Below are 23,657 nucleotides of genomic sequence, written 5' to 3' on the forward strand. Positions count from 1 at the left end.
TAAGTGAGAACCATGGCTCAAGCTTTCCAATTCGAACTCGTGTCGCCAGAACGCCTCTTGCTTTCCGCACAGGTGACGGAAGTTGTCATTCCGGGCAGTGAAGGTTACCTGACGGCGCTCGCAGGCCATTCGCCGCTGATGACGACGATCATGCCGGGTGTCGTTTCGGTCAAGCTGAGCGACGGCAAGTCTGACTCCTACGTGGTCTTTGGCGGCTTCGCTGACATTACTCCACAGGGCTGCACAGTGCTGGCTGAATCGGCAACGCATGTTGATGACGTTGATCCGGCTGACATTCAGAAGCGCATTGAAATTGCACGCAAGCATCTTGAAGATGCTACAAGCAACGAACATCGCACGAAGGCGGAGATTTTCCTGCATCAGCTGATGACGTTGCAGGGCTCGGTTTTACCGGCCTGAAAGGGACAGGCTTCGGCTTCCCATTAAATGAGAATTTGAAAAGGCGGACTTTGGTCCGCTTTTTTGTTTTTATAAGTAGCGCAGCTTATACCATCACGCTTGCGTGAGATTTATAAGATCGCTTGAAAATATTATGGCAGCAATTTATCCCATAACTGAATTGTTAGGTTGCTAATATAAAGGTTGGTGCAATGAGCAGAGCAGAACTCAGCGCGGAAATGATCGATGCAATGGCGAAGGTCAACCGCAAGCTTCGTACTGTATTTGATGCTCGTGTGAAGGAGCGCGGCCTGACACTGGCACGCGCACGCACCCTGTTGACACTGATTGAACAGGAAGGTCTCTACCAGAAAGAACTGGCCGAGGTGTTAGAGATTGAGAATGCCACCATGGTTCGTCTGATTGATGGGCTAGAGCGTCAGGCATTTGTTGAGCGTCAGGCCGTTGAAGGCGACCGTCGCGCCAAGCGTATTGTTATGACGGAAGAGGGCAAGGCACTTGCCCAGCAGGTTGTTGATCTTGCCGCTGAGGTGCGCGTTGATCTGCTTGAGGGCATTAGTGATGAGGAACTCAGCACGACCCTTAAAGTCATGCGTAAAATGTCAGATTCGATGCATAAGGTCAGCTAAGGCTGATCGCGCGTTTGTGATGTGAGCGCTTATTGTTGGGATCTATATGCCATCATGCTGACATAAGGCAGCGCTTAATTCGCACAGTCAAATTCATGACGGAGCGTTGGAGATGCGTTACTCGTCGCAGGCACTGTTCGGCTTTATAGCCATATTTTCGATCATGACAGTTCAAAACGTCGATATGGCGCATGGAAGCCGGCATTCTTATGTGCAGGCGGTCAATGACGTTGGCACTGATGACGGATTGATCTTCGATACACGTTCCGCAACAGATTCCGACGTTAGAGCCACTCTATATGCAAGTGGCGTATTAAACGCGGGTTGAAATTCTGCATTACGGTGCAAGCGTGCGCAGATAGCTCATTAACTCGCTGGCAGTATCGCTCGCGCGGTCTGGCTCCCGCGATATGATCGCTTCAATGAGTGTTGCATGCGCATTTGCGGAGCCAATGATGCCTGTTGTCGGGCGCAATCTGAACCAGAAACGACGGCTGTGTGTTTGCAGTGGTGCTGCGAGGCGCGTGGCGTAAGGGTTTGCAGCAGCGCTTCCCAACACGATATCGAATGCTTTATCGGCATCCAGAAACAATGAAACATTGTCCGACGGTATTGCCTCACGCATCGCATCGGCGGCAGTTTGTAGTCGTTCATAATCGCGCGCGCTGCCAAAGCGTGCGGCATCGCGGGCCAATACGCGCTCAACACCTTCGCGGGCATCCAGAACTTTGTTGAAATCTTTTGGATCAATCGGCGCGATAGCAATCCCGGAACGTGGCCGAACTTCAACCAGTCCCTCCCATGCAAGCCGCTGGATCGCTTCGCGGATCGGTGTGCGACCCATGCCAGTCAATTCGATCAGCGTGCGTTCATTGACGATAGAACCCGGTTCGAGTTCCAGTGTAACGATCAGGCGCTCCAACACGCGATAAGCCTGTTCGGCAAGGCTTTCGCTGCCCCAGCTGTCGACGAGGGCGATGCTGTTGCTGGCAGCTTTATCAATGACACTTGCACGTTCCATGCAGTCGAAGCCTTATACTGATAGCGATTGACACGTCTGAAGCCTATAGATATATCTCTGATATATCAATGAAAGGCACTTTGCCGTCGCAAAAATAATACCGATAACGGTAAGGAGCGACTATCATCGATAACGGGGTTTTCGCATGGTGTCATTCCAAAAGATGCGTGAATGAAACGTATGCGACCGGTACAAAACTGTGCCAGAACTTTGTGCTGAGACGACTATGGCTGAAACGGTCGGGAGCTGTGCATTTATGAAATCTGATCCGAAGGCCTCGCACGACATTGTTATTATCGGCGGCGGGATCGTTGGCGTGGCGACGGCAGCATTGCTCGCAGAGGCTGGCCGTGAAGTTTTGGTCATTGATAGAAGCGGCATTTGTGAGGAAACCAGTTCCGGCAATGCAGCAGCGCTTGCCTTCTCTGATATCCTGCCAATGGCATCCAAAGGCGTTATGGGCAAAGTTCCGGGTTGGTTGATGGATCCGCTTGGACCATTCACGATCCGCGCATCGTATTTTCCGAAAATGATCCCGTGGCTCTATCGCTTCTGGCGCGCTAGCAGTAGCCAAGCATTGGAAAAGACGACTGTTGCGCAGGGCAATATGATGCAGCTCGCACAAAGCGAGATGTTGGGTCTGATTGATCGCGCAGGCTTGCGTGACCGTTTGCGCGAAGATGGTAATCTCGAACTCTATGAGAGTGAAGCCGAACTGAAAGCATCTCAACCCGGTTGGGATGCAAAGGCGAAAGCCGGTATTGCTTATGAGCATGTGCGGGGCGAGCGGTTAAAAGAATTACAGCCGGGCCTCAATCCGCGCTTTGTTGCTGGAACCTTCGTTCCCGGCTGGAAGAATGTCAGTGATCCGAAGCTTTTTGGTCAGGCCATATGGGCCTATGCCGAAAGCAAAGGCGCGCGTTTTATCAAAGCCAGCGTTACAACTGCGCAGGCGGCAAATGGCGGCGCAGTCGTTCGGCTCGACAATGGTACAGAAATTACAGCTTCACATCTGGTTCTCATGGCAGGTGCCTGGTCGAAGAAGCTAGCAAAAGGCTTTGGCGATGTTGTGCCGCTCGACACTGAACGCGGTTATAATACGACGCTTCCGGTTGGCAGTTTTGATGCAAAGCGACAGTTGACCTTTCCCGGTCACGGCTTTGTCGCGACGCCCATGGCTACTGGCTTGCGTGTTGGCGGTGCCGTTGAGTTTGGCGGGCTGGAGCTAGCGCCGAACTATGCGCGCTCGGCTGCAATGCTGAAAAAAGCCTCACAGTTTTTGCCGGGATTAAAAACCGAAGGTGGGCGCCAATGGATGGGCTATCGTCCGTCTATGCCCGATTCTATGCCGGTTATCGGTCGCGCCTCCTCTGGCGGCAATATTTACTATGGCTTCGGCCATGGCCATCTCGGCCTCACCCAATCGGCAGCGACGGCACGTATTATTCGTGATCTGATCACGGGCAATACACCGGCGCTCGATATTGAACCATTCAAGCCACAACGTTTTCGGAACTGACCATCATGGCAAGACATTCCTTTTTCTGCGTCGACGGACATACATGCGGCAATCCAGTGCGGCTGGTTGCAGGTGGTGGCCCAAACCTCGTTGGCTCCAACATGATGGAAAAGCGCGCACATTTCTTGCGCGAGTATGACTGGATTCGCACTGGCCTGATGTTCGAGCCGCGTGGCCATGACATGATGTCTGGCTCGATCCTCTACCCACCAACACGCGATGACTGCGATGTTGCGGTGCTGTTTATCGAAACATCCGGCTGTCTGCCGATGTGCGGTCACGGCACCATCGGCACTGTCACTATGGCGATAGAGCAGGGACTTATAACGCCGAAAGTTCCGGGTAAGATCAATCTCGAAACGCCTGCCGGTCTGGTTGCAATCGAATATGAGCAGAACGGGCAGTACGTTGACCGCGTGCGCCTGACAAATGTTCCAGCTTTCCTTTATGCGGAAGCGATGGAAGTGGAATGCCCCGATTTAGGCCTTCTCAAGGTTGATGTTGCCTATGGTGGAAACTTCTATGCGATTGTCGAGCCGCAAGAAAATTACACCGACATGCAAGATTATTCCGCGCTACAACTCATTGCGTGGAGTCCGGTGCTGCGTGAGCGCCTGAATGAGAAATATAAATTCCAGCATCCGGAGCTGGCTGACATTAATCGCCTTACGCATATTCTTTGGACAGGCAAGCCGACGCACCCGGAAGCGCATGCCCGTAACGCGGTTTTCTACGGGGACAAGGCAATCGACCGTTCGCCTTGCGGAACCGGCACTTCGGCCCGTATGGCGCAGCTTGCGGCCAAAGGAAAGCTCAAGCCTGGTGACGATTTTGTGCATGAATCCATCATTGGATCGCTGTTTCATGGCCGCGTAGAACGAGCCGTGGAAGTTGGCGGCGGGGCGGGAATCATCCCTTCAATCGCCGGTTGGGCACGCATGACCGGGTACAATACGATCTTCATTGATGATCGTGATCCGTTCGCACACGGATTCACTGTTGCGTAAAACCGGTACGGCTGGCAAAAATAGGGATCTGATCCCTATTTTTTGTCTGTGACGCCTCGTGAAAAATATGGAATAAGGTGCCTCAACTAGGAGAAAAATATATATACAAGGCGCTTTTTAGGGGACATAACTAGTTTGTGGAGGAAGTAAGTCATTAGCCTTTTGTCTGAGACAAAAGGGGCTTGCAATCCTTAATACAGCCGTTAGGTGTAATTATCCGGGAAAAAAATGAAGGCGCACGAAATAATGATGCGTCAATAAAATCCCGGCAGAGTTAAATGGGTGGCTTCTCGATGGAATATTTCTTCCAGCAGGTGATCAACGGGCTCGCGCTCGGATCGATTTATGGCCTGATCGCCATCGGTTACACGATGGTCTACGGCATTATCGGCATGATCAACTTTGCTCATGGTGATGTCTTTATGCTCGGCGCCTTTATGGCGCTGATTGTTTTTCTAATCATAACAACATTCATCGGTATGCTGCCAATTGCGCTCATGCTGATGTTGATGATGGTTGTTGCGATGCTTCTCACGGGGCTGTGGAGCTGGACGATTGAGCGGGCCGCTTACCGGCCATTGCGCGGATCGTTTCGCTTGGCGCCGCTGATTACGGCTATCGGTATGTCGATTGCCTTGTCCAACTTCGTTCAGGTGACGCAGGGACCACGCAATAAGCCGGTGCCACAGTTGCTCAACGGCTCTTACAGCATCTTCGGAACCGATGTGACGATCTCACTTAAGCAGATTGTGGTTATCGTTGTGACGGCCGTGCTGCTGACGATCTTCTGGTACATCGTCAATCGCACATCGCTCGGTCGTGCACAGCGCGCCTGTGAGCAGGATCGCAAGATGGCAGCGCTTCTCGGCATCAATGTCGATCGCGTTATCTCGCTAACATTCGTGATGGGTGCGATGCTGGCCGCCGTTGCGGGTACGCTTTATCTCTCCTTCTACGGCGTGATTTCCTTTGCCGACGGGTTCATCCCTGGCGTTAAGGCGTTCACTGCTGCGGTTCTGGGTGGGATTGGCTCGCTGCCAGGTGCCGTTGTCGGTGGCTTGCTCATCGGTCTTATCGAGGCCTTGTGGTCCGCGTATTTCTCGATCGATTACAAGGATGTCGCCGCGTTCTCGATCCTGGCAATCGTGCTGATCTTCATGCCGTCCGGCATTCTTGGTCGTCCTGAAGTCGAAAAGGTGTAATCATGGCCGTACAATCAGGTCCACGCCCGGATTCCCTTTTTGCCCGGGCCATTCGTGAAGGGTTCATTGCCGGTCTTGTGGCTTTGGGACTTTTCATCCTCATCGTCGGTTTCAAAACCGATCAGAATATTAGCAATGAACTTGTGCTGACTCAGCGCTGGGGCGCACTCGCAACCCTTGTTGCGATTGCCGCTGTCGGTCGCTTTGCCTTCATCGCTTTCCTGCAACCATGGATGCAGGAGCGGAAGTTTGAAAAAGCCAACCGCCCTGCGGTCGCTGCGCAAGAGCCATCATTTTTCCGCAGGCATTTCTCGCATTTCGGCGTTGCATTCCTCTTTGCCTATCCGATCCTGATTGTAGCACTTGTCGGTTGGCAAGGTTCGTTGAAATGGGTCGATAATTTTGGCGTGCAGATCCTTATCTACGTGATGCTGGCATGGGGTCTTAACATCGTGGTTGGCCTCGCAGGTCTGCTCGATCTGGGCTATGTCGCGTTCTATGCGGTCGGTGCTTATTCCTACGCTATTCTGTCCGCTTATTTCGGATGGTCATTCTGGGTTCTGCTCCCGATTGCTGGTCTTCTGGCCGCAACATGGGGCGTTATTCTCGGTTTTCCGGTTCTGCGTTTGCGGGGCGATTATCTGGCCATTGTGACGTTGGCGTTTGGTGAAATCATCAGACTTGTGCTGATAAACTGGACCGAGCTCACCAAGGGTACGTTCGGTATTTCGGGCATTGCCAAGGCAACGTTCTTTGGTCTTCAGTTTAATGCCAGCAAGGATGGTTTTGCGGCCTATTACGGCCTCACCTTCTCGGCGGCGCACTACAAATTCTTCCTCTACTATATCATTCTCATACTGGCGCTGATCACGGCACTCGTGACGATCCGTCTGCGCCGTATGCCGGTTGGTCGTGCATGGGAAGCGCTGCGTGAAGACGAAATCGCCTGCCGTTCGCTCGGTATCAACACCACCACGACGAAGCTCACTGCTTTTGCGACGGGTGCGATGTTTGGTGGTTTTGCAGGTTCGTTCTTTGCGGCACGTCAGGGCTTCGTCAGCCCCGAATCCTTCGTATTTCTCGAATCAGCAGTCATTCTGGCCATTGTTGTCCTGGGGGGTATGGGATCGCTTGTTGGGATTGCCATTGCCGCGATTGCGATGATCGGCGGCACGGAAATTCTGCGTGAAATGGGCTTCCTGAAAGCCATTTTCGGTCCAAACTTCACGCCTGAACTCTACCGCATGCTGATCTTCGGTCTTGCCATGGTGGTTGTCATGGTCTGGAAGCCGCGTGGATTTGTCGGAAGCCGCGAACCTAGCGCGTTCCTTAATCAGAAGAAGATGGTGTCAGGTGCCTTTACCAAGGAAGGGCACGGCTGATGGCGGAGACAAAAATTATGGCTGGCAATGGTTCGAAAGACACCATTCTTACAGTTGAGCATCTGTCGATGCGCTTTGGTGGTCTCGTCGCAATCAACGATCTGAGCTTCGATGTGAAGCGCGGTGACATCACAGCGATCATCGGTCCAAACGGTGCCGGTAAGACCACGGTCTTTAACTGCATCACCGGCTTCTATAAGCCAACGGGCGGTATGCTGACGATGCACCGGAATACGGGCGAGAAGTTCCTGCTGGAACGTCTGCCTGATTTCAAGATCACGCAGGATGCGCGTGTTGCACGTACCTTCCAGAACATCCGTCTGTTTTCAGGTCTGACTGTTCTCGAAAACCTGCTCGTCGCGCAGCACAACACACTGATGCGTTCGTCCGGCTATACGATCCTCGGCCTGCTTGGTTTTCCAACCTATCGCAAGGCTGCTAAAGACGCGGTTGAAAAAGCACGTCAATGGCTGGAGAAGATCAATCTGATTGATCGTGCAGATGATCCGGCTGGTGATCTTCCTTATGGCGATCAGCGCCGTTTGGAAATCGCGCGTGCTATGTGCACCGAGCCTGAAATCCTGTGCCTGGATGAACCGGCAGCCGGTCTTAATCCACGCGAATCGGCAGAGCTGAACAAGCTTTTGCTTGATATTCGTAAGGAAACCGGTACGTCGATCCTGCTCATTGAGCACGACATGTCGGTGGTTATGGAAATTTCTGACCATGTTGTCGTGCTTGAATATGGCACCAAGATTTCCGACGGTCCGCCGGAACAGGTCAGAAATGATCCGCGGGTTATCGCTGCTTATCTCGGTGTCGATGATGACGAGATCGCTGATCTGATCGAAGAGGCTGATAAACCGGGCGCTGGCGACCCTGCTGACTTTATCGCATCTCAGCTTGCTGAAGAGGCAATTGAGGAAGAAAAGGCACAGGAAGCCGTTCGCTTTGCTGGCGGACTGGCTGCGGCGCGTGACGGTACGCCTGACAATCTGACGCTCATCAAGGGTATTGGTGAAGTCAACGAAAAGAAGCTGAACGAACACGGCATCTATCATTTCGATCAGATTGCCGCGTGGAGTGAAGCCGATATCGTTCAGGCCGAAACCTATCTGGAATTTGATGGTCGTATTGCCCGCGAAGACTGGGTCGGACAGGCGGCACAGCTTGCCACTGGGCAGGCAACCGATTTTTCAGCGCGTGTTGAAGCAGGCAGCGTTCCAACAAGCCATAAGACCACTCCCGTAAAGGCTCCAAGAGCGCCGAAAGGCACCAAAGCTCCGGCCAAGCCTAAGAAGGGAAGCGAATGATGACGGCTGAAACCATGCAGACAAAACAACCGCTTCTGGCCGTCGAAAAGGTCGAGACTTATTATGGCAATATCCGTGCGCTCAAGGGTATTGATCTCACCGTTAATGAAGGCGAAATCGTAGCTCTTATTGGTGCCAACGGCGCTGGCAAGTCGACGCTGATGATGACCATCTTCGGCTCACCGCGTGCGCGTACGGGTCGCATTCTCTTTGGTGGCAAGGACATTACGGCCATGCCTCCGCATGAAATCGCCAAGCTGCGCATTGCGCAGTCGCCGGAAGGTCGCCGTATTTTCCCGCGTATGACGGTTCTCGAAAACCTCCAGATGGGTGCAAGCCTCGATAATCAGCAATATTTTGAAGAAGATGTTGCGCTGATGTTCGATCTGTTCCCGCGTCTGAAAGAACGTATCACGCAGCGCGGTGGTACACTTTCGGGTGGCGAGCAGCAGATGCTGGCTATCGCACGCGCACTGATGGCACGTCCAAAGCTATTGCTTCTGGATGAACCATCGCTCGGTCTGGCACCGCTGATCGTTAAGCAGATCTTTGAAGCGATCAAGGAGTTGAACCGCACGCAGGGTCTGACCGTGTTCCTCGTTGAGCAGAATGCGTTTGGTGCGCTCAAGCTTGCTGATCGCGGTTATGTTATGGTCAATGGATCAATCACTATGAGTGGCGCAGGCCGCGAACTGCTGGCTGACCCGGAAGTGCGCGCTGCCTATCTCGAAGGCGGAAGGCATTAAGGAGGAAAAACATGCAGGGAATTCTCTACGAAGAACCGTCATTCTGGCTGTTTTTTCTCATCACTTGTCTTCTCGGCGGTTGGGCCGCATGGATGACAGGACGCGCCTGTGCGCAGACATGGCGGACTTATCCGCAGCTTCTGCTGTATCTCATCCCATTGGGTGCGGCGGTGCGTTTCATTCACTATGCTTTGTTTGAAGGCACGCTGCTGTCGTTGCATTATTATCTGGTCGACCTTGTCGTCCTGATGATCATTGGAACAGTAGGGTTTCGTTTTACCCGTACCAAGCAGATGGTACGTCAGTATAACTGGCTCTACGAAAAGGCTTCGCCACTGAGCTGGAAGGCAAAATAATTCAAAGCTTCGCCGTAAGAGACATGCAAAACACTGCTCTAGAGCAGTCGTTCTGAAAATAAAAAACTAAAATGCTCTGGCGGCGGAGTTTTTCTAAAAGATCACGTTGAACAAACAGAATTCAGCGTAGATATTGCTGGGTAATCAGCAAGAAAATAAGCGATGCAAAACATCGTTCGGGGTAACTATAATCGGGAGTTCAAGTAAATGAAGAAATCGCTTTTTTCAGGCGTTGCTCTTGCAGCAGTGATGGCTTTCAGTGGCTCGGCTTGGGCAGACGTGCTTTTGGGCATCGGTGCACCATTGACCGGTCCAAACGCTGTTTACGGCGCTCAGATTCAAAAGGGTGCTGAAGCAGCTATCAAGGAAATCAATGATGCCGGTGGTATCAATGGCGAAAAGATCACGATCACGCTCGGCGACGACGTGTCTGATCCGAAGCAGGGCATTTCCGTTGCAAACAAGTTTGCTGCTGATGGCGTGAAATATGTGATCGGCCACTTCAACTCCGGCGTTTCGATCCCGGCTTCTGAAGTTTATGCCGAAAACGGTATTCTCGAAATCTCGCCAGCTGCAACCAACCCAGTCTATACCGAGCGCGACCTCTGGAACACGTTCCGTACCTGTGGCCGTGATGATCAGCAGGGCATTGTTGCCGGTCAGTACATCTTCGATAATTACAAAGATGGCAAAGTTGCCGTCATCCACGACAAGACCCCTTATGGTCAGGGTCTTGCCGATGAAACCAAGAAGAAGCTGAACGAACTTGGCGTGACTGAAACCGTCTATGAAGGCGTGAATGTCGGCGAGAAGGATTTCTCCGCGCTCATCGCTAAGCTCAAGCAGCAGGGTGTTACCGTTCTTTATTGGGGCGGTCTGCACGCTGAAGCTGGTCTCATCATCCGTCAGCTCGCTGATCAGGGTCTGAAGGTTCAGTTCATTTCGGGCGATGGTATCGTTTCGAACGAGCTAGCTTCTATCGCTGGTGATGCGGTTGCTGGTACGCTGAACACGTTTGGCCCAGATCCACGTAATGCTCCGGCAAATGCTGAACTCGTCAAGAAGTTCCGCGATGCAGGCTTTGAACCAGAAGCTTACACGCTCTATTCCTATGCGGCTGTTCAGTCGCTGGCAGGTGCTGCAAAGGCCGCTGGCAGCAATGACCCACAGGAAATTGCGAAAGCGCTGAAGGAAAAAGGTCCGTTCCCAACTGTGCTCGGCGAACTTTCTTATGATGAGAAGGGCGATCCGAAACTCCCAGGTTACGTAATGTATAAGTGGGAAAAGGGTGCTGACGGGAAATATACTTACATTCAGCAGTAAGCTTTTCGTAGTATTATTTCGTTTTGATGATAAGTGCCCGGCTATATGCCGGGCATTTTTATTTTAGAAAATAATAAATGAATGACATCATGCGTAAAAAACATGATTTATAGTTGAAAATAAACTGGACAATCAAAAAGCAAGATAATCTAACTACTGCAACGACTTTAGCTGGCGTTTATCGCGGTGGATAATTCGTTACCCTGAGGAGGGGTGAATGAGGGCGCATCCCGAAAAGTGCGAAACGGTTTTCGGAAGAGATGCGCGTCAAAACAAGTATCTAAAGCGCTGATCTTATTCAATCAGATCGAAAGGCGCTTTAGTCAGGGAGTGGTTGAATTGAAGAAATCCTTATTCTGTGGCGTCTGTCTTTCTGCTTTGGTTGCAATGGGCGGAAGCTCTTTTGCTGATGTGTTGCTGGGCGTCGGTGCGCCGTTGACCGGTGGTCAGGCTGCTTACGGCGAACAGATCAAGCGCGGTGTTGAGGCTGCAGTTGCCGAAGCCAATGCTAAGGGCGGCATGAACGGCGAACAGATCACGATCGTTTATGGCGATGATGCTGCCGATCCACGTCAGGGAATTTCCGTTGCAAACAAGTTCGTCGGTGATGGCGTTCAGTTTGTAATTGGTCACTTCAATTCTGGCGTCAGTATCCCGACATCAGATATTTATGCAGAGAACGGCGTGTTAATGATTGCGCCAGGTACGACGAACCCAACGTTCACTGAGCGTGATTTGTGGAACACTTTCCGCACATGCCGCCGTGACGATCAGCAGGGCATCGTCGCAGGTAAATACATTGCCGACAACTACAAGGACGGCAAGGTCGCCATCCTTCATGACAAGACCCCTTATGGTCAGGGCCTTGCCGATGAAACCAAGAAGTCGCTGAATGCCAATGGCAAGGAAGAAACGCTTTATGAAGGCGTCAATCAGGGCGATAAGGATTTCTCAGCGCTGATTTCGAAGATGAAGGCAGCAGGCATTACCGCTGTTTATTGGGGTGGTATGCACCCGGAAGCAGCACTCATCATTCGCCAGATGGCCGATCAGGATTTAAAGGCGCAGTTCATTTCGGGTGACGGCATCGTATCGAACGAACTGGCTTCGATTGCCGGTGATGCGGTTGCGGGTGTTCTCAATACTTTCGGTCCAGACCCACGTGATGATGCAGCCAATGCTGATCTGATCAAATCATTCCGCGATAAGGGCTTTGAGCCAGAAGCTTATACTTTCTACGCTTATGCGGGCGTACAGTCGCTCGTTGATGCAGCCAATGCCGCTGGCAACAACGATCCGCAGGAAGTTTCGGCTGCTCTGAAGGGCAAAGGCCCGTTCAAGACAGTTCTTGGCGATCTTTCCTATGACGCAAAGGGTGATCCAAGCTTGTCGCCTTACGTGATGTTTGAGTGGCGCAAGGGTGATGACGGAAAGTATAATTACTTTCAGAAGAAATAAGCGAGACTCGCGCTGATGAGGTGAATACTGAACAGTGTTCATTTGGTAGAATGCACTATTCGTTGAATAATGCAGGGCATTCTGCCTCATATATTAGCAATTTTTGCTTTAATTTTCAGCAATGTGCCCGGCTTTTGGTCGGGCATTTTGTTTTTATCTCCTGACTGCACAGTTTGTTTGCGCTTGACTATTTTGCAGGTTAAGCAAAGTCATATCTATCATTGCAGATTGGGAGTCCTGCCTTGCCCATTAGAAAAATTCTGGTCGCCAACCGTTCAGAAATTGCTATCCGCGTGTTCCGTGCAGCCAACGAACTTGGCATTCAAACGGTCGCTATATGGGCAGAGGAAGATAAACTCTCATTGCATCGCTTTAAAGCGGATGAAAGCTATCAGGTCGGTCGCGGTCCGCATCTGGCGCGTGATCTCGGACCGATTGAAAGTTACCTGTCGATTGATGAAGTCATTCGGGTGGCCAAGCTCTCGGGTGCCGATGCGATCCATCCGGGCTATGGCCTTCTGTCGGAAAGCCCTGAGTTTGCCGATGCCTGTGCTGAAAACGGCATTATTTTCATCGGTCCAAAGCCAGAAACCATGCGTCGTCTTGGCAACAAGGTTGCAGCACGTAATCTCGCGATTGAGATTGGCGTTCCGGTGGTTCCTGCAACTGATCCGCTGCCCGACGATATTGAAGAAGTTAAAAAGCTTGCCGCCAAGATCGGCTATCCGTTGATGCTCAAAGCCTCATGGGGCGGTGGTGGTCGCGGTATGCGCGCCATCCGTGAAGAAGCGGACCTTGATCGCGAAGTGGTCGAAGCCAAGCGCGAAGCCAAAGCCGCGTTCGGCAAGGATGAAGTCTATCTCGAAAAGCTGGTTGAGCGCGCACGTCACGTTGAAGTGCAGATTTTGGGCGATACGCACGGAAATGCGGTTCATCTTTATGAGCGCGATTGTTCGATCCAGCGTCGCAATCAGAAAGTGGTTGAGCGCGCACCTGCGCCTTATCTTAATGATGCGCAGCGTCAGGAATTGGCTGGCTATGGCCTGAAAATCGCTCACGAAACCAATTATATTGGTGCGGGCACGGTCGAATTTCTGATGGATGCCGATACCGGCTCATTCTACTTCATCGAAGTGAACCCGCGCATTCAGGTGGAGCATACCGTTACCGAAGAAGTAACGGGCATCGACATCGTTAAGGCCCAGATTCATATTCTGGAAGGCTATGCGATTGGAACGCCAGAATCCGGCGTGCCGGAACAGAAGGATATTCGCCTCAATGGTCATGCGCTTCAGTGCCGTATTACCACCGAAGATCCTGAGCAAAATTTTGTCCCTGACTATGGACGCATTCAGGCCTATCGCTCGGCATCGGGCTTTGGCATTCGTCTTGATGGCGGCACAGCCTATTCGGGCGCGGTGATTACGCGCTATTATGATCCGCTGCTGGTCAAGGTGACGGCTTCGGGCTCAACGCCGATTGAAGCCATTCGCCGTATGGATCGCGCGCTGCGTGAATTCCGTATTCGCGGTGTTGCGACCAATCTCACCTTCGTTGAAGCGATCATCAATCATCCGAAGTTCCAATCGAATGATTACACGACGCGTTTCATCGATACGACGCCAGAACTCTTCACACATATGAAGCGTCAGGACCGCGCGACCAAGCTTCTGACCTATGTTGCTGATGTCACCGTCAACGGTCACCCTGAAACCAAAGGTCGGGCACTGCCATCGCAGGATGCTGCAAAGCCCGTTGTGCCGTGGTTTGGCGATCGTCCGGTGGTGGATGGTACTAAGCAGTTGCTTGATAAGCTTGGGCCGAAAAAGTTTGCCGAATGGATGCGCAATGAAAAGCGCGTTCTGATGACCGACACGACTATGCGTGATGGGCATCAGTCGCTGCTGGCAACGCGTGTGCGTACTTATGACATTGCGCGCGTGGCCAATGCCTATGCGCAAGCACTCCCGAACCTGTTCTCGCTTGAATGCTGGGGCGGTGCGACTTTTGACGTGTCGATGCGCTTCCTCACAGAAGACCCATGGGAACGCCTCGCGATGGTGCGCGAAGGCGCGCCAAACATCCTGCTGCAGATGCTGCTGCGCGGTGCGAATGGCGTTGGCTACAAGTCCTACCCGGACAATGTGGTGAAGTATTTCGTGCGTGAAGCAGCGCGGGGCGGCATGGACCTGTTCCGCGTGTTCGATAGCCTCAACTGGGTTGAGAACATGCGCGTGTCGATGGATGCAGTGCTGGAAGAAAACAAGCTCTGCGAAGCGGCCATCTGCTACACGGGCGATATTCTCAATCCAGATCGCGCTAAATATGATCTCAAATATTATGTTGATCTGGCCAAGCAGGTTGAAAAGGCTGGCGCGCATATCATCGCTGTTAAGGACATGGCAGGCCTGTTGAAGCCTGCTGCGGCCCGCGTGCTGTTTAAGACGCTGCGTGAGGAAACCGATCTTCCAATCCATTTCCACACCCATGATACATCGGGCATTTCGGCGGCAACTGTGCTTGCTGCTGTCGATGCAGGTGTCGATGCAGTAGATGCGGCAATGGATGCGTTCTCGGGTAATACATCCCAGCCATGTCTTGGCTCGATTGTTGAGGCGCTGCATGGTTCGGAACGCGATCCGGGTCTTGATACGGAAACAATCCGCCGCATTTCCTTCTATTGGGAAGCGGTGCGCAATCAGTACGCGGCCTTTGAAAGCGACCTTAAGGGACCTGCCTCCGAAGTCTATCTGCACGAAATGCCGGGCGGGCAGTTCACAAACCTCAAAGAACAGGCACGTTCGCTTGGGCTTGAAACCCGTTGGCACGAAGTTGCACAGGCCTATGCCGATGTGAACCGTATGTTTGGCGATATCGTCAAGGTCACGCCGTCGTCTAAGGTTGTGGGTGACATGGCGCTGATGATGGTCTCTCAAGATCTGACTGTTGCTGATGTCGAAAACCCGGACAAGGATATTGCTTTCCCGGATTCGGTCGTTTCGATGATGCGTGGTGATCTTGGTCAACCGCCATCGGGTTGGCCTGAATTGCTTCAGAAGAAGGTGCTGAAAGACGAAAAGCCATTCACGGATCGTCCGGGTTCGCTACTGCCTGCCGCTGATCTTGCTGCAGAGCGCAAGTCGATTGAGGAAACGCTTGGCCGTGAAATCACGGATCAGGAATTTGCTTCCTACCTGATGTATCCAAAGGTCTTCACCGACTATGCGGCGGCGCAGGAAAATTACGGTCCGACCAGTGTTCTGCCAACGCCGGTTTATTTCTATGGCTTAAAGCCGGAAGAAGAAGTCTTCGTTGATCTTGAACGCGGCAAGACACTTGTGATTGTTAATCAGGCAATGTCTGAAACCGACGAGAAGGGCATGGTCACTGTGTTCTTCGAACTCAACGGTCAGCCGCGCCGTGTAAAAGTGCCAAACCGTGCCAAGGGTGCTTCGGGTGGCGTGAAGCGCAAAGCGGAACTCGGCAACGACAAGCATGTCGGTGCGCCAATGCCGGGTGTCGTGTCCACTGTCGCTGTTTCTCAGGGTCAGAATGTGAAAGCTGGCGATGTACTGCTGTCCATCGAAGCAATGAAAATGGAAACGGCGCTTCGTGCTGAACGCGATGGTTCAATTGCCGAAGTGCTCGTGCGCCCCGGCGAACAGATTGACGCGAAGGATCTTTTGATCGTCTTTGGAGAGTAATTCCTTTCTTAGGAAACCTGAAAACGCCGCGCTCTGAAAAAGAGCGCGGCGTTTTCTTTTGCTTGCACGGTCATAAAAATCTGCTATGCACGTTTTTACCGATTTATGCATGTTTGTGCATAGTAGTAGGAACGAGCGATGACAGAGCTATTATTGGACGAAAGGCAGGCGCGCATTCAGCAACTGCTTGAGCAGTCGGGGCGCGTATTGGCGACCGAGCTCGCTGAATCCTTTGGTGTTTCGGAAGATACAATCCGACGTGACCTTCGCGAGATGGCGGCGGCAGGTCTTTGCAAGCGTGTCTATGGCGGTGCTTTGAAGGCCGCTCCTTCCTACGCGCCACTTGCTGAACGTGATACGGAAAGACCAGAGGCCAAGACGACGCTTGCCGCTGCGCTGGCTGGTCTGATCGAGCCGAACATGACAGTGTTTCTCGATTCCTCCTCGACGAACTTAGCGCTTGCGCGTCTGCTCGTGGATCGCGGTGATGCGATCACGGTTGTCACCAACACGCCGTCGATTGCAGCAATCGTTCTGCAGTCCGACAAGATTGACGTCGTGATGATTGGCGGCCCTATTGATCGTCGCGTGAGTGCGGCGGTTGGTGCGCGTGCTTTGCGCGATGCGGAACTGGTGCGGCCTGATCTTTGTATGCTCGGAGTATGCGGCTTTTCTGCCGAAACAGGCATTACAGCACTTCATCTGGAAGATGCGGAATTCAAACGGGTTATTGCGGGCCGTAGTCGTAAGGTTGTGCTGGCAATCACCAGCGACAAGCTCGGCACCGTTGCTGCGCACGATGTCATACCCATAAAGGCGGTCAATGTTATGGCTGTCGAACACGATACAAAGGAAGATGTGCTTGCGCCTTATCGGGCATCAGGCATGACGATTATACACGCCTAGAGCATTTCTAGACTGAGTTTAATCAGAAGAAATGCTCTATCTATTTGTTTTTACGCACATCTTACTCCGAAAACCGGTTCCCCCGTTTCGGGATGTGCTTTAGAAAGTCGTGACTGAGGAAGCCATGGAACAGACTGCCGGACGAAATGATGCGCTCAATGATCGTGCGCCAATCGTAACCAGAGAGCGTATTGCGGTGGCACTGCTCTTTCTGATGAATGGATATATTTTTGGTGGCTGGGCACCAAAAATACCCGAATTTGCAGGGCGTCTCGGGCTTGATACCAGTGGCATGGGCCTGATGATCCTCGTCTTTGGTATTGGTTCGCTTTCGATGATGCCGGTGGCAGGCGCGCTGTCCGCACATCGCGGTTCTGGCGCCGTTGTGAAAATGTTTGCAATCGGTCTGGTCCCGGCTTTGCTCGTCATTGCGCTGGTGCCCAATATCGTCACAGCCGTGATTGTTATGTTCTATTTTGGTGGCATGATCGGCGCGATGGACGTTGCAATGAACGCGAATGCGGTTGGTGTTGAAAAACACATGCGTCGGGCAATCATGTCGTCCTGTCATGCATTCTGGAGCCTTGGCGGTCTGATTGGCGCCGCGACTGGTGGTTTTCTCATCGCGCATCTTGGCTCAACTATTCATGCGCTGATTGCAACTGTCGTTGCCGCAGGCGTGCTTGCCTTCGCTTGGCCTTCAATCATTGCCGATAAGCATTATCATCCAAGTGGTGAAAAGCAGAAGCTGACTTTACCACGCACCGCACTGCCATGGTTGGTGGGTATTATTGCTCTGTTCTCGATGATTCCAGAAGGCGCAATTCTCGATTGGGGCGCTTATTATCTGCGTGATGAACTGGGCGCGTCCGTGACCGTTGCTGGCTTTGGTTTTGCTGCCTTCTCCATGACCATGGCGATCATGCGCTTTGCTGGCGACGTTGTACGCGACCGTTTCGGTGCGATTAACACGCTGCGATTCTGTACGTCGATTGCGATTGTCGGTATGGTTATCGTCGGTATTTCAAGCCACCCTTATGCCGTGATCTTTGGCTTTGCTATCTGCGGTATCGGCATCTCTAACATGGTGCCGATTGCCTTCTCGATTGGCGGCAATATACCGGGCATCAACCCAAGTGTTGGCCTGTCGATTGCCACGACGATGGGCTATTCGGGGATGCTGGTTGCACCTTCGCTGATTGGTTTTGTTGCCAAGCATAGCGGCTTTAGCGTGGTGTTCTTGTCGCTGCCTGTTCTGTTGCTGGTCGTGCTGGCGTTTTCAGGACTGGCAAAATACGCGGATAGTTCGCACTAATTACTCTAATTATTCGGCGGTCCAGCCGCCCTCGACTGGCAGGGCGGCACCATTGATCTGCGCTGCGGCATCCGTTGCAAGGAAGGCCGCAAGCGCACCAATTTGAGCAGTGGTCACGAATTCCTTCGTCGGCTGTTTATCGAGCATGACTTCGCGGATGACTGTTTCGCGATCCATATTATGCGCTTTCATCTGATCGGGTATTTGTGCTTCGACAAGCGGGGTCAATACATAGCCGGGGCAAATGGCATTGGCCGTTATCTTTGCGGTTGCCAGTTCAAGCGCCAGTGTTTTTGTGAAGCCGACAATGCCATGTTTGGCTGCGACATAGGCCGACTTGAACGGTGATGCGACAAGACCATGCGCTGACGCGATGTTGATGATACGACCCCAGCCAGCTTTTTTCATATGTGGGATCGCTGCGGCTGAGGTGTGAAACGCCGATGTCAGGTTGATCGCAATAATCCGGTCCCATTGTTCGGTCGGAAATTCTTCGACGGGGGCGACATGCTGGATGCCAGCATTATTGACGATAATGTCTGCGCTGCCAAAGGCATCGACGCTTTTTGTAATCAACGCGCGGCAATCGTCGGGCTTTGACATATCAGCGGCAATATAGATCACGCTTACGCCATGTTCTTTGGCGATTGCTTGTGCCAGATCGTGGTCTTCGCTGCGGTCTGTGAAGGAGTTGATCACAACATTGTGCCCGGAACCGGCCAACGCATGGGCGATGCCAAGACCAATGCCCGAATTGGAACCCGTGACAATCGCGGTTTTGCGGGCCTTAGCATTTGCCATGTTTCATCTCCTCCTCTGGAATCATTGCATAATGAGGAGGCGACAAGCCGTCGGCAAGTGATTATATAACAAGAAAACGATGCAGGCAGGCGTTGACAATTGCGCCTTGCTACGCCACCTGAAAACAGGCCCGTACGAAGAGCGGTTCCCGACACGCGAATTATGTTTTGCGTCGGCAATTGCAGCAGGACAAAAGAACAGAGCACAATGTCTTCCGAGACCGTCAGCTATTTTTCGCATCCTTTTCCCCGTCGCCGATCCGTTGGCGTGAGTGTCGGTGGTGTTATCGTTGGCGGCAGCGAGCCTGTTGTTGTGCAGTCGATGACCAATACCGATACGGCGGATATTGATGGAACTGTTGCGCAGGTTGCAGCTTTGCATCGCGCGGGTTCCGAGATCGTGCGTATTACAGTGGATCGGGACGAATCGGCTGCGGCTGTGCCGAAGATTCGTGAGCGTCTTGAACGCCTCGGCATGAATGTTCCGCTGGTCGGCGATTTTCATTATATCGGTCACAAGCTTTTGGCCGATCATCCAGCCTGCGCGGAAGCGCTTGCGAAGTATCGCATCAATCCGGGCAATGTCGGTTTCAAGGACAAAAAAGACAAGCAGTTCGCTGACATCGTTGAAATGGCGATCCGTTATGACAAACCGGTGCGCATTGGCGTGAACTGGGGTTCGCTTGATCAGGAATTGCTGACCACGCTGATGGATCGCAATCAGGCGGAAGGTGCACCTTTGAGCGCGCAAGAAGTCATGCGCGAAGCCATTGTGCAGTCGGCGCTGATTTCGGCAAATCTTGCCGAAGAGATTGGTTTGAGCCGCGACAAGATCATCCTGTCGGCCAAAGTTAGTCAGGTGCAGGATCTGATTGCCGTTTATACGATGCTCGCTAACCGTTGCGATCATGCACTGCATCTGGGTCTCACCGAAGCCGGAATGGGCACCAAGGGCGTTGTCGCGTCATCCGCTGCTATGGGTATTCTGCTTCAGCAGGGCATTGGCGATACAATTCGCATTTCGCTCACACCAGAGCCGGGTGGCGATCGCACACGCGAAGTTCAGGTGTCGCAGGAATTGTTGCAGACCATGGGCTTTCGCCAGTTTATTCCAATTGTTGCAGCGTGTCCGGGTTGCGGACGCACGACGTCAACGGTGTTTCAGGAACTGGCGCAGAATATTCAGGACGATATTCGCCGCAGCATGCCAGTCTGGCGCGAGAAATATCCCGGTGTGGAAGGGCTCTCGGTCGCGGTTATGGGGTGCATCGTCAATGGTCCGGGCGAATCGAAACATGCCGATATTGGCATTTCGCTTCCCGGCACGGGCGAAACGCCATCCGCACCAGTCTTTGTCGATGGCAAGAAGGTGACGACGCTGCGCGGACCTGAGATTGCCGCTGATTTCCAGAAGATGGTTGCCGAATATATCGAGAACCGTTTCGGGCTTGGTCAGAAGGTTGCTTCCTAATCAGCCCGTAGTTAGCTCTGGCGTTCTGCGATGAAGCGCGCGGCCTGTTTGAGAATAGTTGCATCGTCGCCAAATGGCTCAAGAAGGCTTTCAGCCTGTTCAACAAGTCCTGAGAGTTGCTTGCGGGTCCAGTCGATGCCATGAAGCGACACGAGCGTGGCTTTGCCTGCGGCTGCATCTTTTCCAGTTGCTTTGCCCATTATGGCTGCATCAGCAGTCACGTCCAGAAGATCGTCTGCAAGCTGGAAGGCGAGGCCGATGGCTGAGCCAAACTCCGCCATGCGCTCGCGATCTTCACGTGACGCGCCTGCAATGATCGCACCCGCTTCACAGGCAAAGCGTATCAACGCACCGGTCTTCATTGCTTGCAGCGTGATAATGCCTGCTTCATCCGGTTTGTTATCTTCTGCCATCAGATCAAGTGCCTGACCACCTGCCATACCACCAATGCCCGATGCGCGCGCAAGCGCCGATACGAGTTCGATGCGGATACTGGCGGGCAGATCGGTCTCGTCTGAGGCGACGATATCGAAAGCATAGGTTAGCAGGCTATCGCCTGCGAGAATTGCTGCGGCTTCATCAAAAGCCTTATGCACGGTTGGCTGACCGCGTCGCATATCGTCATTGTCCATCGCAGGCAGATCATCATGCACAAGCGAATAGCAGTGAATACATTCCAGTGCCGCTGCCACGCGCAGTACAGAATCGCTGTGCTGGCCGAACATCGCGGCACTCTCAACAACAAGGAAGGGGCGCAGTCTTTTGCCGCCGTTCAATACGCCATGGCGCATAGCAGCAAGTAATCGCTCGGGGCGCGCCACTTCACCGGTACGTAAACGAAGATCCAGAAGCCCGACCAGCATTGTCTCGACTTCGAGAGCGTGCAGATGCAGGGATTGAGCAAAATCGACAGACACGTTTTCCATATCCAAGGGGATGGACGAAAGTGCAGATTTGGTCAACTGGGCACAACGATCAGCACAGGTTTTTTCATCAAGCGGTCATCAAACAGTTTGTTTCTTGTCAGAAGCTTTATGGAATCAGGTTCATTATTGTTAAGGAATAGTTTATGTCGCTTGATATGGAATAACGGGCGGTGGATGTGGCAAAAATCATTCTCAGGAGCAAAGATGGTCGCAATTACTTGGCTGATCCCGTTTGGGGTGGCAGGATTGCCCTTATGCTCAAGATTTTGCTCGGTCTCGCCATTGTTCCGCTTTTTCTGATTCTGCTCTATTCACTTCCCTTTGTGCGCCCGATTTCAACTTTGATGGTTAAGGACTACGTTCTCTTTCAAGGTGTTGATCGACAGTGGGTCAGTATCGACGATGTCGCACCTGTTCTGGTGAATTCGGTGATGATGGCCGAGGATGGACAGTTTTGCAGCCATGGCGGCGTGGACTGGCACCAGCTCAGTCTCGTGCTCGACAGCGATGGTGCGCCTAGTCGCGGTGCTTCGACCATTACCATGCAAACAGTGAAGAACCTTTTTCTCTGGAATGGTCGGTCTTACGTGCGCAAAGGACTGGAGTTTCCGCTGGCACTGGCTGCCGATGCCGTATTGTCAAAGCGACGTATTATGGAGATCTATCTCAATATTGCTGAGTGGGGTCCGGGTATCTACGGCATTGAAGCTGCGGCTCAGCATTATTTCAAACGACCCGCATCGCGGCTGAATGCACAGCAATCCGCGTTGCTCGCGGTGACGCTTCCCAATCCAACGCTTCGCAATCCAGCAAAGCCCACGCGCAACATGCAACGTATCTCGCGTATTGTTGCTGGACGCGCTTCACGCGCCGGACCTTACGTCGCTTGTGTTCAATAGCTGGAAAAAAGATAAGACTCCGCTGGTCAAATGCCGCGAGAGCGTGTATAGGCACGTGACTTTCCGGAATTTTGTCCGATGTGACAGGCTCCTCGGGGCCGTGCCGGACGTTTATTGATCGATCAGTGGAGCTGAATCCATGGCAGTACCTAAACGCAAAACGTCTCCGTCGAAGCGCGGCATGCGCCGTTCGGCAGACGCACTCAAGGCCCCGACTTACGTCGAGGACAAGAACTCGGGCGAACTTCGTCGTCCACATCATATCGACCTTAAGAGCGGTATGTATCGTGGCCGTCAGGTCCTCGAAGCTAAGGAATAGTCTTAGGCTGCTTTGCAGCTGAAAGGTGATTTTCAAAAACGCCGTTTCCGGTTTCCGGAAGCGGCGTTTTTTATTAATATTTTACAGCTGTCTGAATTCATATTTTTACCGTAAGGTAAAAAATCATAATTAAAACATGATTTTTGATACTATTTATAATTGTTATTTTAGATAATTTTAAAAAATGGGTTTATTCATGGACGGTATTTTTAATATACTGATACATAATGGAGATCTGTCATTAAATTCATCAATTTTCTTATTAGATGTATTTAAAAGTACAGATGTTAATGAAGGTGTATCTAAATTTATATCAGATACACCGTGTCAGGTGGGGAGTTCTGATAGCCTTACGCCCGCAGCAATTACGAGTTTCGCTGATAAAAACTTGAGATAGGATTACCCTTAGTGGGGATGCAAACGCCACATATCTTGAATGATACGTGGCGTTTATCACGCTAGCCAGCGTCAGCGACAAAATTGCTGGCTTCAATTCCCGAAACAGCGGCGATTTCATCATTATCCGAAGTGTCGCCGGAAATACCAACCGCACCGATTATTTCGTTGTTGGAACCCTTGATGAGAACGCCGCCCGGCACTGGTACGATTCTACCCCCGGAAACGTTGGACAGACCTTCAAGGAAATGCGGCCGTTCTTTTGCTTGATTGTTAAGCCAGCGTGATCCAGCGCCGACAGCGAGAGCGCCGAAAGCTTTTCCGGATGCGATTTCAAAACGCAGAATCGATGCACCGTCCTGTTTTTGAAAAGCCTTCAGATGACCGCCGGCATCAAAAACTGATACGGCCAATGGCTTTAGCTTCAGTTCAGTTGCCTTCGCAAAGGCGGCTGTGATGATGGCATTGGCTTTTTCTAGGGTGAGCGCGGACATAGTGATCTCCTTGGTTTCCGTCATCTCAACTTAACGCGTGTTGCGCGAGGC

General features: G+C 52.2%; 22 protein-coding genes. 18 read left to right on the plus strand and 4 right to left on the minus strand.

Annotated features, from left to right (window positions below):
* Positions 1-12: 12 nt before the first annotated feature.
* From ACOZHT_RS17675 to ACOZHT_RS17685, 3 genes are all read left to right on the plus strand, one after another.
* Entirely contained in the window at positions 13-420 is a 408-nt protein-coding gene (locus tag ACOZHT_RS17675) for a F0F1 ATP synthase subunit epsilon (protein WP_339514585.1), read from the plus strand.
* A 191-nt stretch (positions 421-611) separates the two neighbouring features.
* Positions 612-1,049 (plus strand): MarR family transcriptional regulator, encoded by a 438-nt coding sequence (locus tag ACOZHT_RS17680; protein ID WP_339514587.1) that lies wholly within the window; start codon positions 612-614, stop codon positions 1,047-1,049.
* 112 nt (positions 1,050-1,161) lie between these two features.
* Positions 1,162-1,377 (plus strand): hypothetical protein, encoded by a 216-nt coding sequence (locus ACOZHT_RS17685; RefSeq protein WP_339514589.1) that lies wholly within the window; start codon positions 1,162-1,164, stop codon positions 1,375-1,377.
* A gap of 9 nt (positions 1,378-1,386) precedes the next feature.
* Here the strand turns inward: ACOZHT_RS17685 and ACOZHT_RS17690 are convergent, their stop codons facing one another.
* On the minus strand, positions 1,387-2,070 hold the full coding sequence (locus ACOZHT_RS17690) for a GntR family transcriptional regulator (RefSeq protein WP_339514592.1): 684 nt from the start codon (positions 2,068-2,070) through the stop codon (positions 1,387-1,389).
* A 256-nt stretch (positions 2,071-2,326) separates the two neighbouring features.
* On the opposite strand from ACOZHT_RS17690, the gene ACOZHT_RS17695 reads away from it, so the two are divergent.
* The 12 genes from ACOZHT_RS17695 (at position 2,327) to ACOZHT_RS17750 (ending at position 18,301) form a co-directional block, all read left to right on the plus strand.
* The gene (locus tag ACOZHT_RS17695) at positions 2,327-3,589 is read left to right on the plus strand and encodes an NAD(P)/FAD-dependent oxidoreductase (protein WP_421566182.1); all 1,263 of its coding nucleotides are present in this window, start codon (positions 2,327-2,329) and stop codon (positions 3,587-3,589) included.
* Between the two features lie 5 nt (positions 3,590-3,594).
* On the plus strand, positions 3,595-4,596 hold the full coding sequence (locus tag ACOZHT_RS17700) for a 4-hydroxyproline epimerase (RefSeq protein WP_339514596.1): 1,002 nt from the start codon (positions 3,595-3,597) through the stop codon (positions 4,594-4,596).
* 293 nt (positions 4,597-4,889) lie between these two features.
* Positions 4,890-5,798 (plus strand): branched-chain amino acid ABC transporter permease, encoded by a 909-nt coding sequence (locus ACOZHT_RS17705; protein ID WP_339514614.1) that lies wholly within the window; start codon positions 4,890-4,892, stop codon positions 5,796-5,798.
* Positions 5,799-5,800: 2 nt separating this feature from the next.
* Positions 5,801-7,180: a high-affinity branched-chain amino acid ABC transporter permease LivM gene (gene livM / locus ACOZHT_RS17710; RefSeq protein WP_339514598.1), complete on the plus strand. Its 1,380-nt coding sequence runs from the start codon at positions 5,801-5,803 to the stop codon at positions 7,178-7,180.
* Positions 7,181-7,197: 17 nt separating this feature from the next.
* Positions 7,198-8,493, plus strand: a complete 1,296-nt coding sequence (locus tag ACOZHT_RS17715) for an ATP-binding cassette domain-containing protein (protein ID WP_339514616.1) — start codon at positions 7,198-7,200, stop codon at positions 8,491-8,493.
* Positions 8,493-9,239, plus strand: coding sequence for an ABC transporter ATP-binding protein (locus ACOZHT_RS17720; protein WP_250041340.1), 747 nt, complete (start codon positions 8,493-8,495; stop codon positions 9,237-9,239). Before ACOZHT_RS17715 ends, ACOZHT_RS17720 begins: the two co-directional genes overlap by 1 nt.
* A gap of 11 nt (positions 9,240-9,250) precedes the next feature.
* A complete protein-coding gene (locus tag ACOZHT_RS17725; RefSeq protein ID WP_339514600.1) occupies positions 9,251-9,595 on the plus strand; it encodes a DUF6867 family protein in 345 nt (114 codons plus the stop codon).
* Between the two features lie 207 nt (positions 9,596-9,802).
* Entirely contained in the window at positions 9,803-10,918 is a 1,116-nt protein-coding gene (locus ACOZHT_RS17730; protein WP_339514602.1) for a branched-chain amino acid ABC transporter substrate-binding protein, read from the plus strand.
* A 339-nt stretch (positions 10,919-11,257) separates the two neighbouring features.
* The gene (locus ACOZHT_RS17735) at positions 11,258-12,376 is read left to right on the plus strand and encodes a branched-chain amino acid ABC transporter substrate-binding protein (RefSeq protein ID WP_339514604.1); all 1,119 of its coding nucleotides are present in this window, start codon (positions 11,258-11,260) and stop codon (positions 12,374-12,376) included.
* Positions 12,377-12,618: 242 nt separating this feature from the next.
* The gene (gene pyc / locus ACOZHT_RS17740) at positions 12,619-16,080 is read left to right on the plus strand and encodes a pyruvate carboxylase (protein ID WP_339514606.1); all 3,462 of its coding nucleotides are present in this window, start codon (positions 12,619-12,621) and stop codon (positions 16,078-16,080) included.
* Between the two features lie 138 nt (positions 16,081-16,218).
* Positions 16,219-16,986, plus strand: coding sequence for a DeoR/GlpR family DNA-binding transcription regulator (locus tag ACOZHT_RS17745; protein ID WP_339513093.1), 768 nt, complete (start codon positions 16,219-16,221; stop codon positions 16,984-16,986).
* A gap of 124 nt (positions 16,987-17,110) precedes the next feature.
* A complete protein-coding gene (locus ACOZHT_RS17750; protein WP_339513096.1) occupies positions 17,111-18,301 on the plus strand; it encodes an MFS transporter in 1,191 nt (396 codons plus the stop codon).
* A gap of 9 nt (positions 18,302-18,310) precedes the next feature.
* Here the strand turns inward: ACOZHT_RS17750 and ACOZHT_RS17755 are convergent, their stop codons facing one another.
* Positions 18,311-19,102 (minus strand): 3-hydroxybutyrate dehydrogenase, encoded by a 792-nt coding sequence (locus ACOZHT_RS17755; RefSeq protein WP_339513097.1) that lies wholly within the window; start codon positions 19,100-19,102, stop codon positions 18,311-18,313.
* Positions 19,103-19,309: 207 nt separating this feature from the next.
* Here ACOZHT_RS17755 and ispG point away from each other — a divergent pair, with 207 nt between their 5' ends.
* A complete protein-coding gene (ispG, locus tag ACOZHT_RS17760; protein WP_339513099.1) occupies positions 19,310-20,572 on the plus strand; it encodes a flavodoxin-dependent (E)-4-hydroxy-3-methylbut-2-enyl-diphosphate synthase in 1,263 nt (420 codons plus the stop codon).
* A gap of 11 nt (positions 20,573-20,583) precedes the next feature.
* Here ispG and ACOZHT_RS17765 read toward each other — a convergent pair whose 3' ends face one another.
* Positions 20,584-21,498: a polyprenyl synthetase family protein gene (locus ACOZHT_RS17765; RefSeq protein ID WP_339513307.1), complete on the minus strand. Its 915-nt coding sequence runs from the start codon at positions 21,496-21,498 to the stop codon at positions 20,584-20,586.
* 176 nt (positions 21,499-21,674) lie between these two features.
* Between ACOZHT_RS17765 and mtgA the strand changes: the two genes are divergently transcribed.
* Positions 21,675-22,397: a monofunctional biosynthetic peptidoglycan transglycosylase gene (mtgA, locus tag ACOZHT_RS17770; RefSeq protein WP_339513101.1), complete on the plus strand. Its 723-nt coding sequence runs from the start codon at positions 21,675-21,677 to the stop codon at positions 22,395-22,397.
* A gap of 139 nt (positions 22,398-22,536) precedes the next feature.
* Positions 22,537-22,716 carry a 50S ribosomal protein L32 gene (rpmF, locus tag ACOZHT_RS17775; RefSeq protein WP_006467787.1) on the plus strand — a complete coding sequence of 60 codons (180 nt, stop codon included), beginning with the start codon at positions 22,537-22,539 and terminating at the stop codon, positions 22,714-22,716.
* A 458-nt stretch (positions 22,717-23,174) separates the two neighbouring features.
* Here rpmF and ACOZHT_RS17780 read toward each other — a convergent pair whose 3' ends face one another.
* On the minus strand, positions 23,175-23,606 hold the full coding sequence (locus ACOZHT_RS17780; RefSeq protein ID WP_339513103.1) for a heme-binding protein: 432 nt from the start codon (positions 23,604-23,606) through the stop codon (positions 23,175-23,177).
* Positions 23,607-23,657: the final 51 nt, after the last annotated feature.

Origin of the sequence: Ochrobactrum sp. EDr1-4, from assembly GCF_049199085.1 — a bacterium.
In the GTDB taxonomy this organism is placed as follows: Bacteria; Pseudomonadota; Alphaproteobacteria; order Rhizobiales; family Rhizobiaceae; genus Brucella.

Excerpts from the sequence above, each read along its gene's own strand:
- ACOZHT_RS17675 (WP_339514585.1), top strand. The coding sequence starts at position 13 with ATGGCTCAAGCTTTCCAATTCGAACTCGTGTCGCCAGAACGCCTCTTG.
- ACOZHT_RS17680 (WP_339514587.1), top strand. The coding sequence starts at position 612 with ATGAGCAGAGCAGAACTCAGCGCGGAAATGATCGATGCAATGGCGAAG.
- ACOZHT_RS17685 (WP_339514589.1), top strand. The coding sequence starts at position 1,162 with ATGCGTTACTCGTCGCAGGCACTGTTCGGCTTTATAGCCATATTTTCG.
- ACOZHT_RS17690 (WP_339514592.1), bottom strand. The coding sequence starts at position 2,070 with ATGGAACGTGCAAGTGTCATTGATAAAGCTGCCAGCAACAGCATCGCC.
- ACOZHT_RS17695 (WP_421566182.1), top strand. The coding sequence starts at position 2,327 with ATGAAATCTGATCCGAAGGCCTCGCACGACATTGTTATTATCGGCGGC.
- ACOZHT_RS17700 (WP_339514596.1), top strand. The coding sequence starts at position 3,595 with ATGGCAAGACATTCCTTTTTCTGCGTCGACGGACATACATGCGGCAAT.
- ACOZHT_RS17705 (WP_339514614.1), top strand. The coding sequence starts at position 4,890 with ATGGAATATTTCTTCCAGCAGGTGATCAACGGGCTCGCGCTCGGATCG.
- livM (WP_339514598.1), top strand. The coding sequence starts at position 5,801 with ATGGCCGTACAATCAGGTCCACGCCCGGATTCCCTTTTTGCCCGGGCC.
- ACOZHT_RS17715 (WP_339514616.1), top strand. The coding sequence starts at position 7,198 with ATGGCTGGCAATGGTTCGAAAGACACCATTCTTACAGTTGAGCATCTG.
- ACOZHT_RS17720 (WP_250041340.1), top strand. The coding sequence starts at position 8,493 with ATGACGGCTGAAACCATGCAGACAAAACAACCGCTTCTGGCCGTCGAA.
- ACOZHT_RS17725 (WP_339514600.1), top strand. The coding sequence starts at position 9,251 with ATGCAGGGAATTCTCTACGAAGAACCGTCATTCTGGCTGTTTTTTCTC.
- ACOZHT_RS17730 (WP_339514602.1), top strand. The coding sequence starts at position 9,803 with ATGAAGAAATCGCTTTTTTCAGGCGTTGCTCTTGCAGCAGTGATGGCT.
- ACOZHT_RS17745 (WP_339513093.1), top strand. The coding sequence starts at position 16,219 with ATGACAGAGCTATTATTGGACGAAAGGCAGGCGCGCATTCAGCAACTG.
- ACOZHT_RS17750 (WP_339513096.1), top strand. The coding sequence starts at position 17,111 with ATGGAACAGACTGCCGGACGAAATGATGCGCTCAATGATCGTGCGCCA.
- ACOZHT_RS17755 (WP_339513097.1), bottom strand. The coding sequence starts at position 19,102 with ATGGCAAATGCTAAGGCCCGCAAAACCGCGATTGTCACGGGTTCCAAT.
- ispG (WP_339513099.1), top strand. The coding sequence starts at position 19,310 with ATGTCTTCCGAGACCGTCAGCTATTTTTCGCATCCTTTTCCCCGTCGC.
- ACOZHT_RS17765 (WP_339513307.1), bottom strand. The coding sequence starts at position 21,498 with ATGGAAAACGTGTCTGTCGATTTTGCTCAATCCCTGCATCTGCACGCT.
- rpmF (WP_006467787.1), top strand. The coding sequence starts at position 22,537 with ATGGCAGTACCTAAACGCAAAACGTCTCCGTCGAAGCGCGGCATGCGC.
- ACOZHT_RS17780 (WP_339513103.1), bottom strand. The coding sequence starts at position 23,606 with ATGTCCGCGCTCACCCTAGAAAAAGCCAATGCCATCATCACAGCCGCC.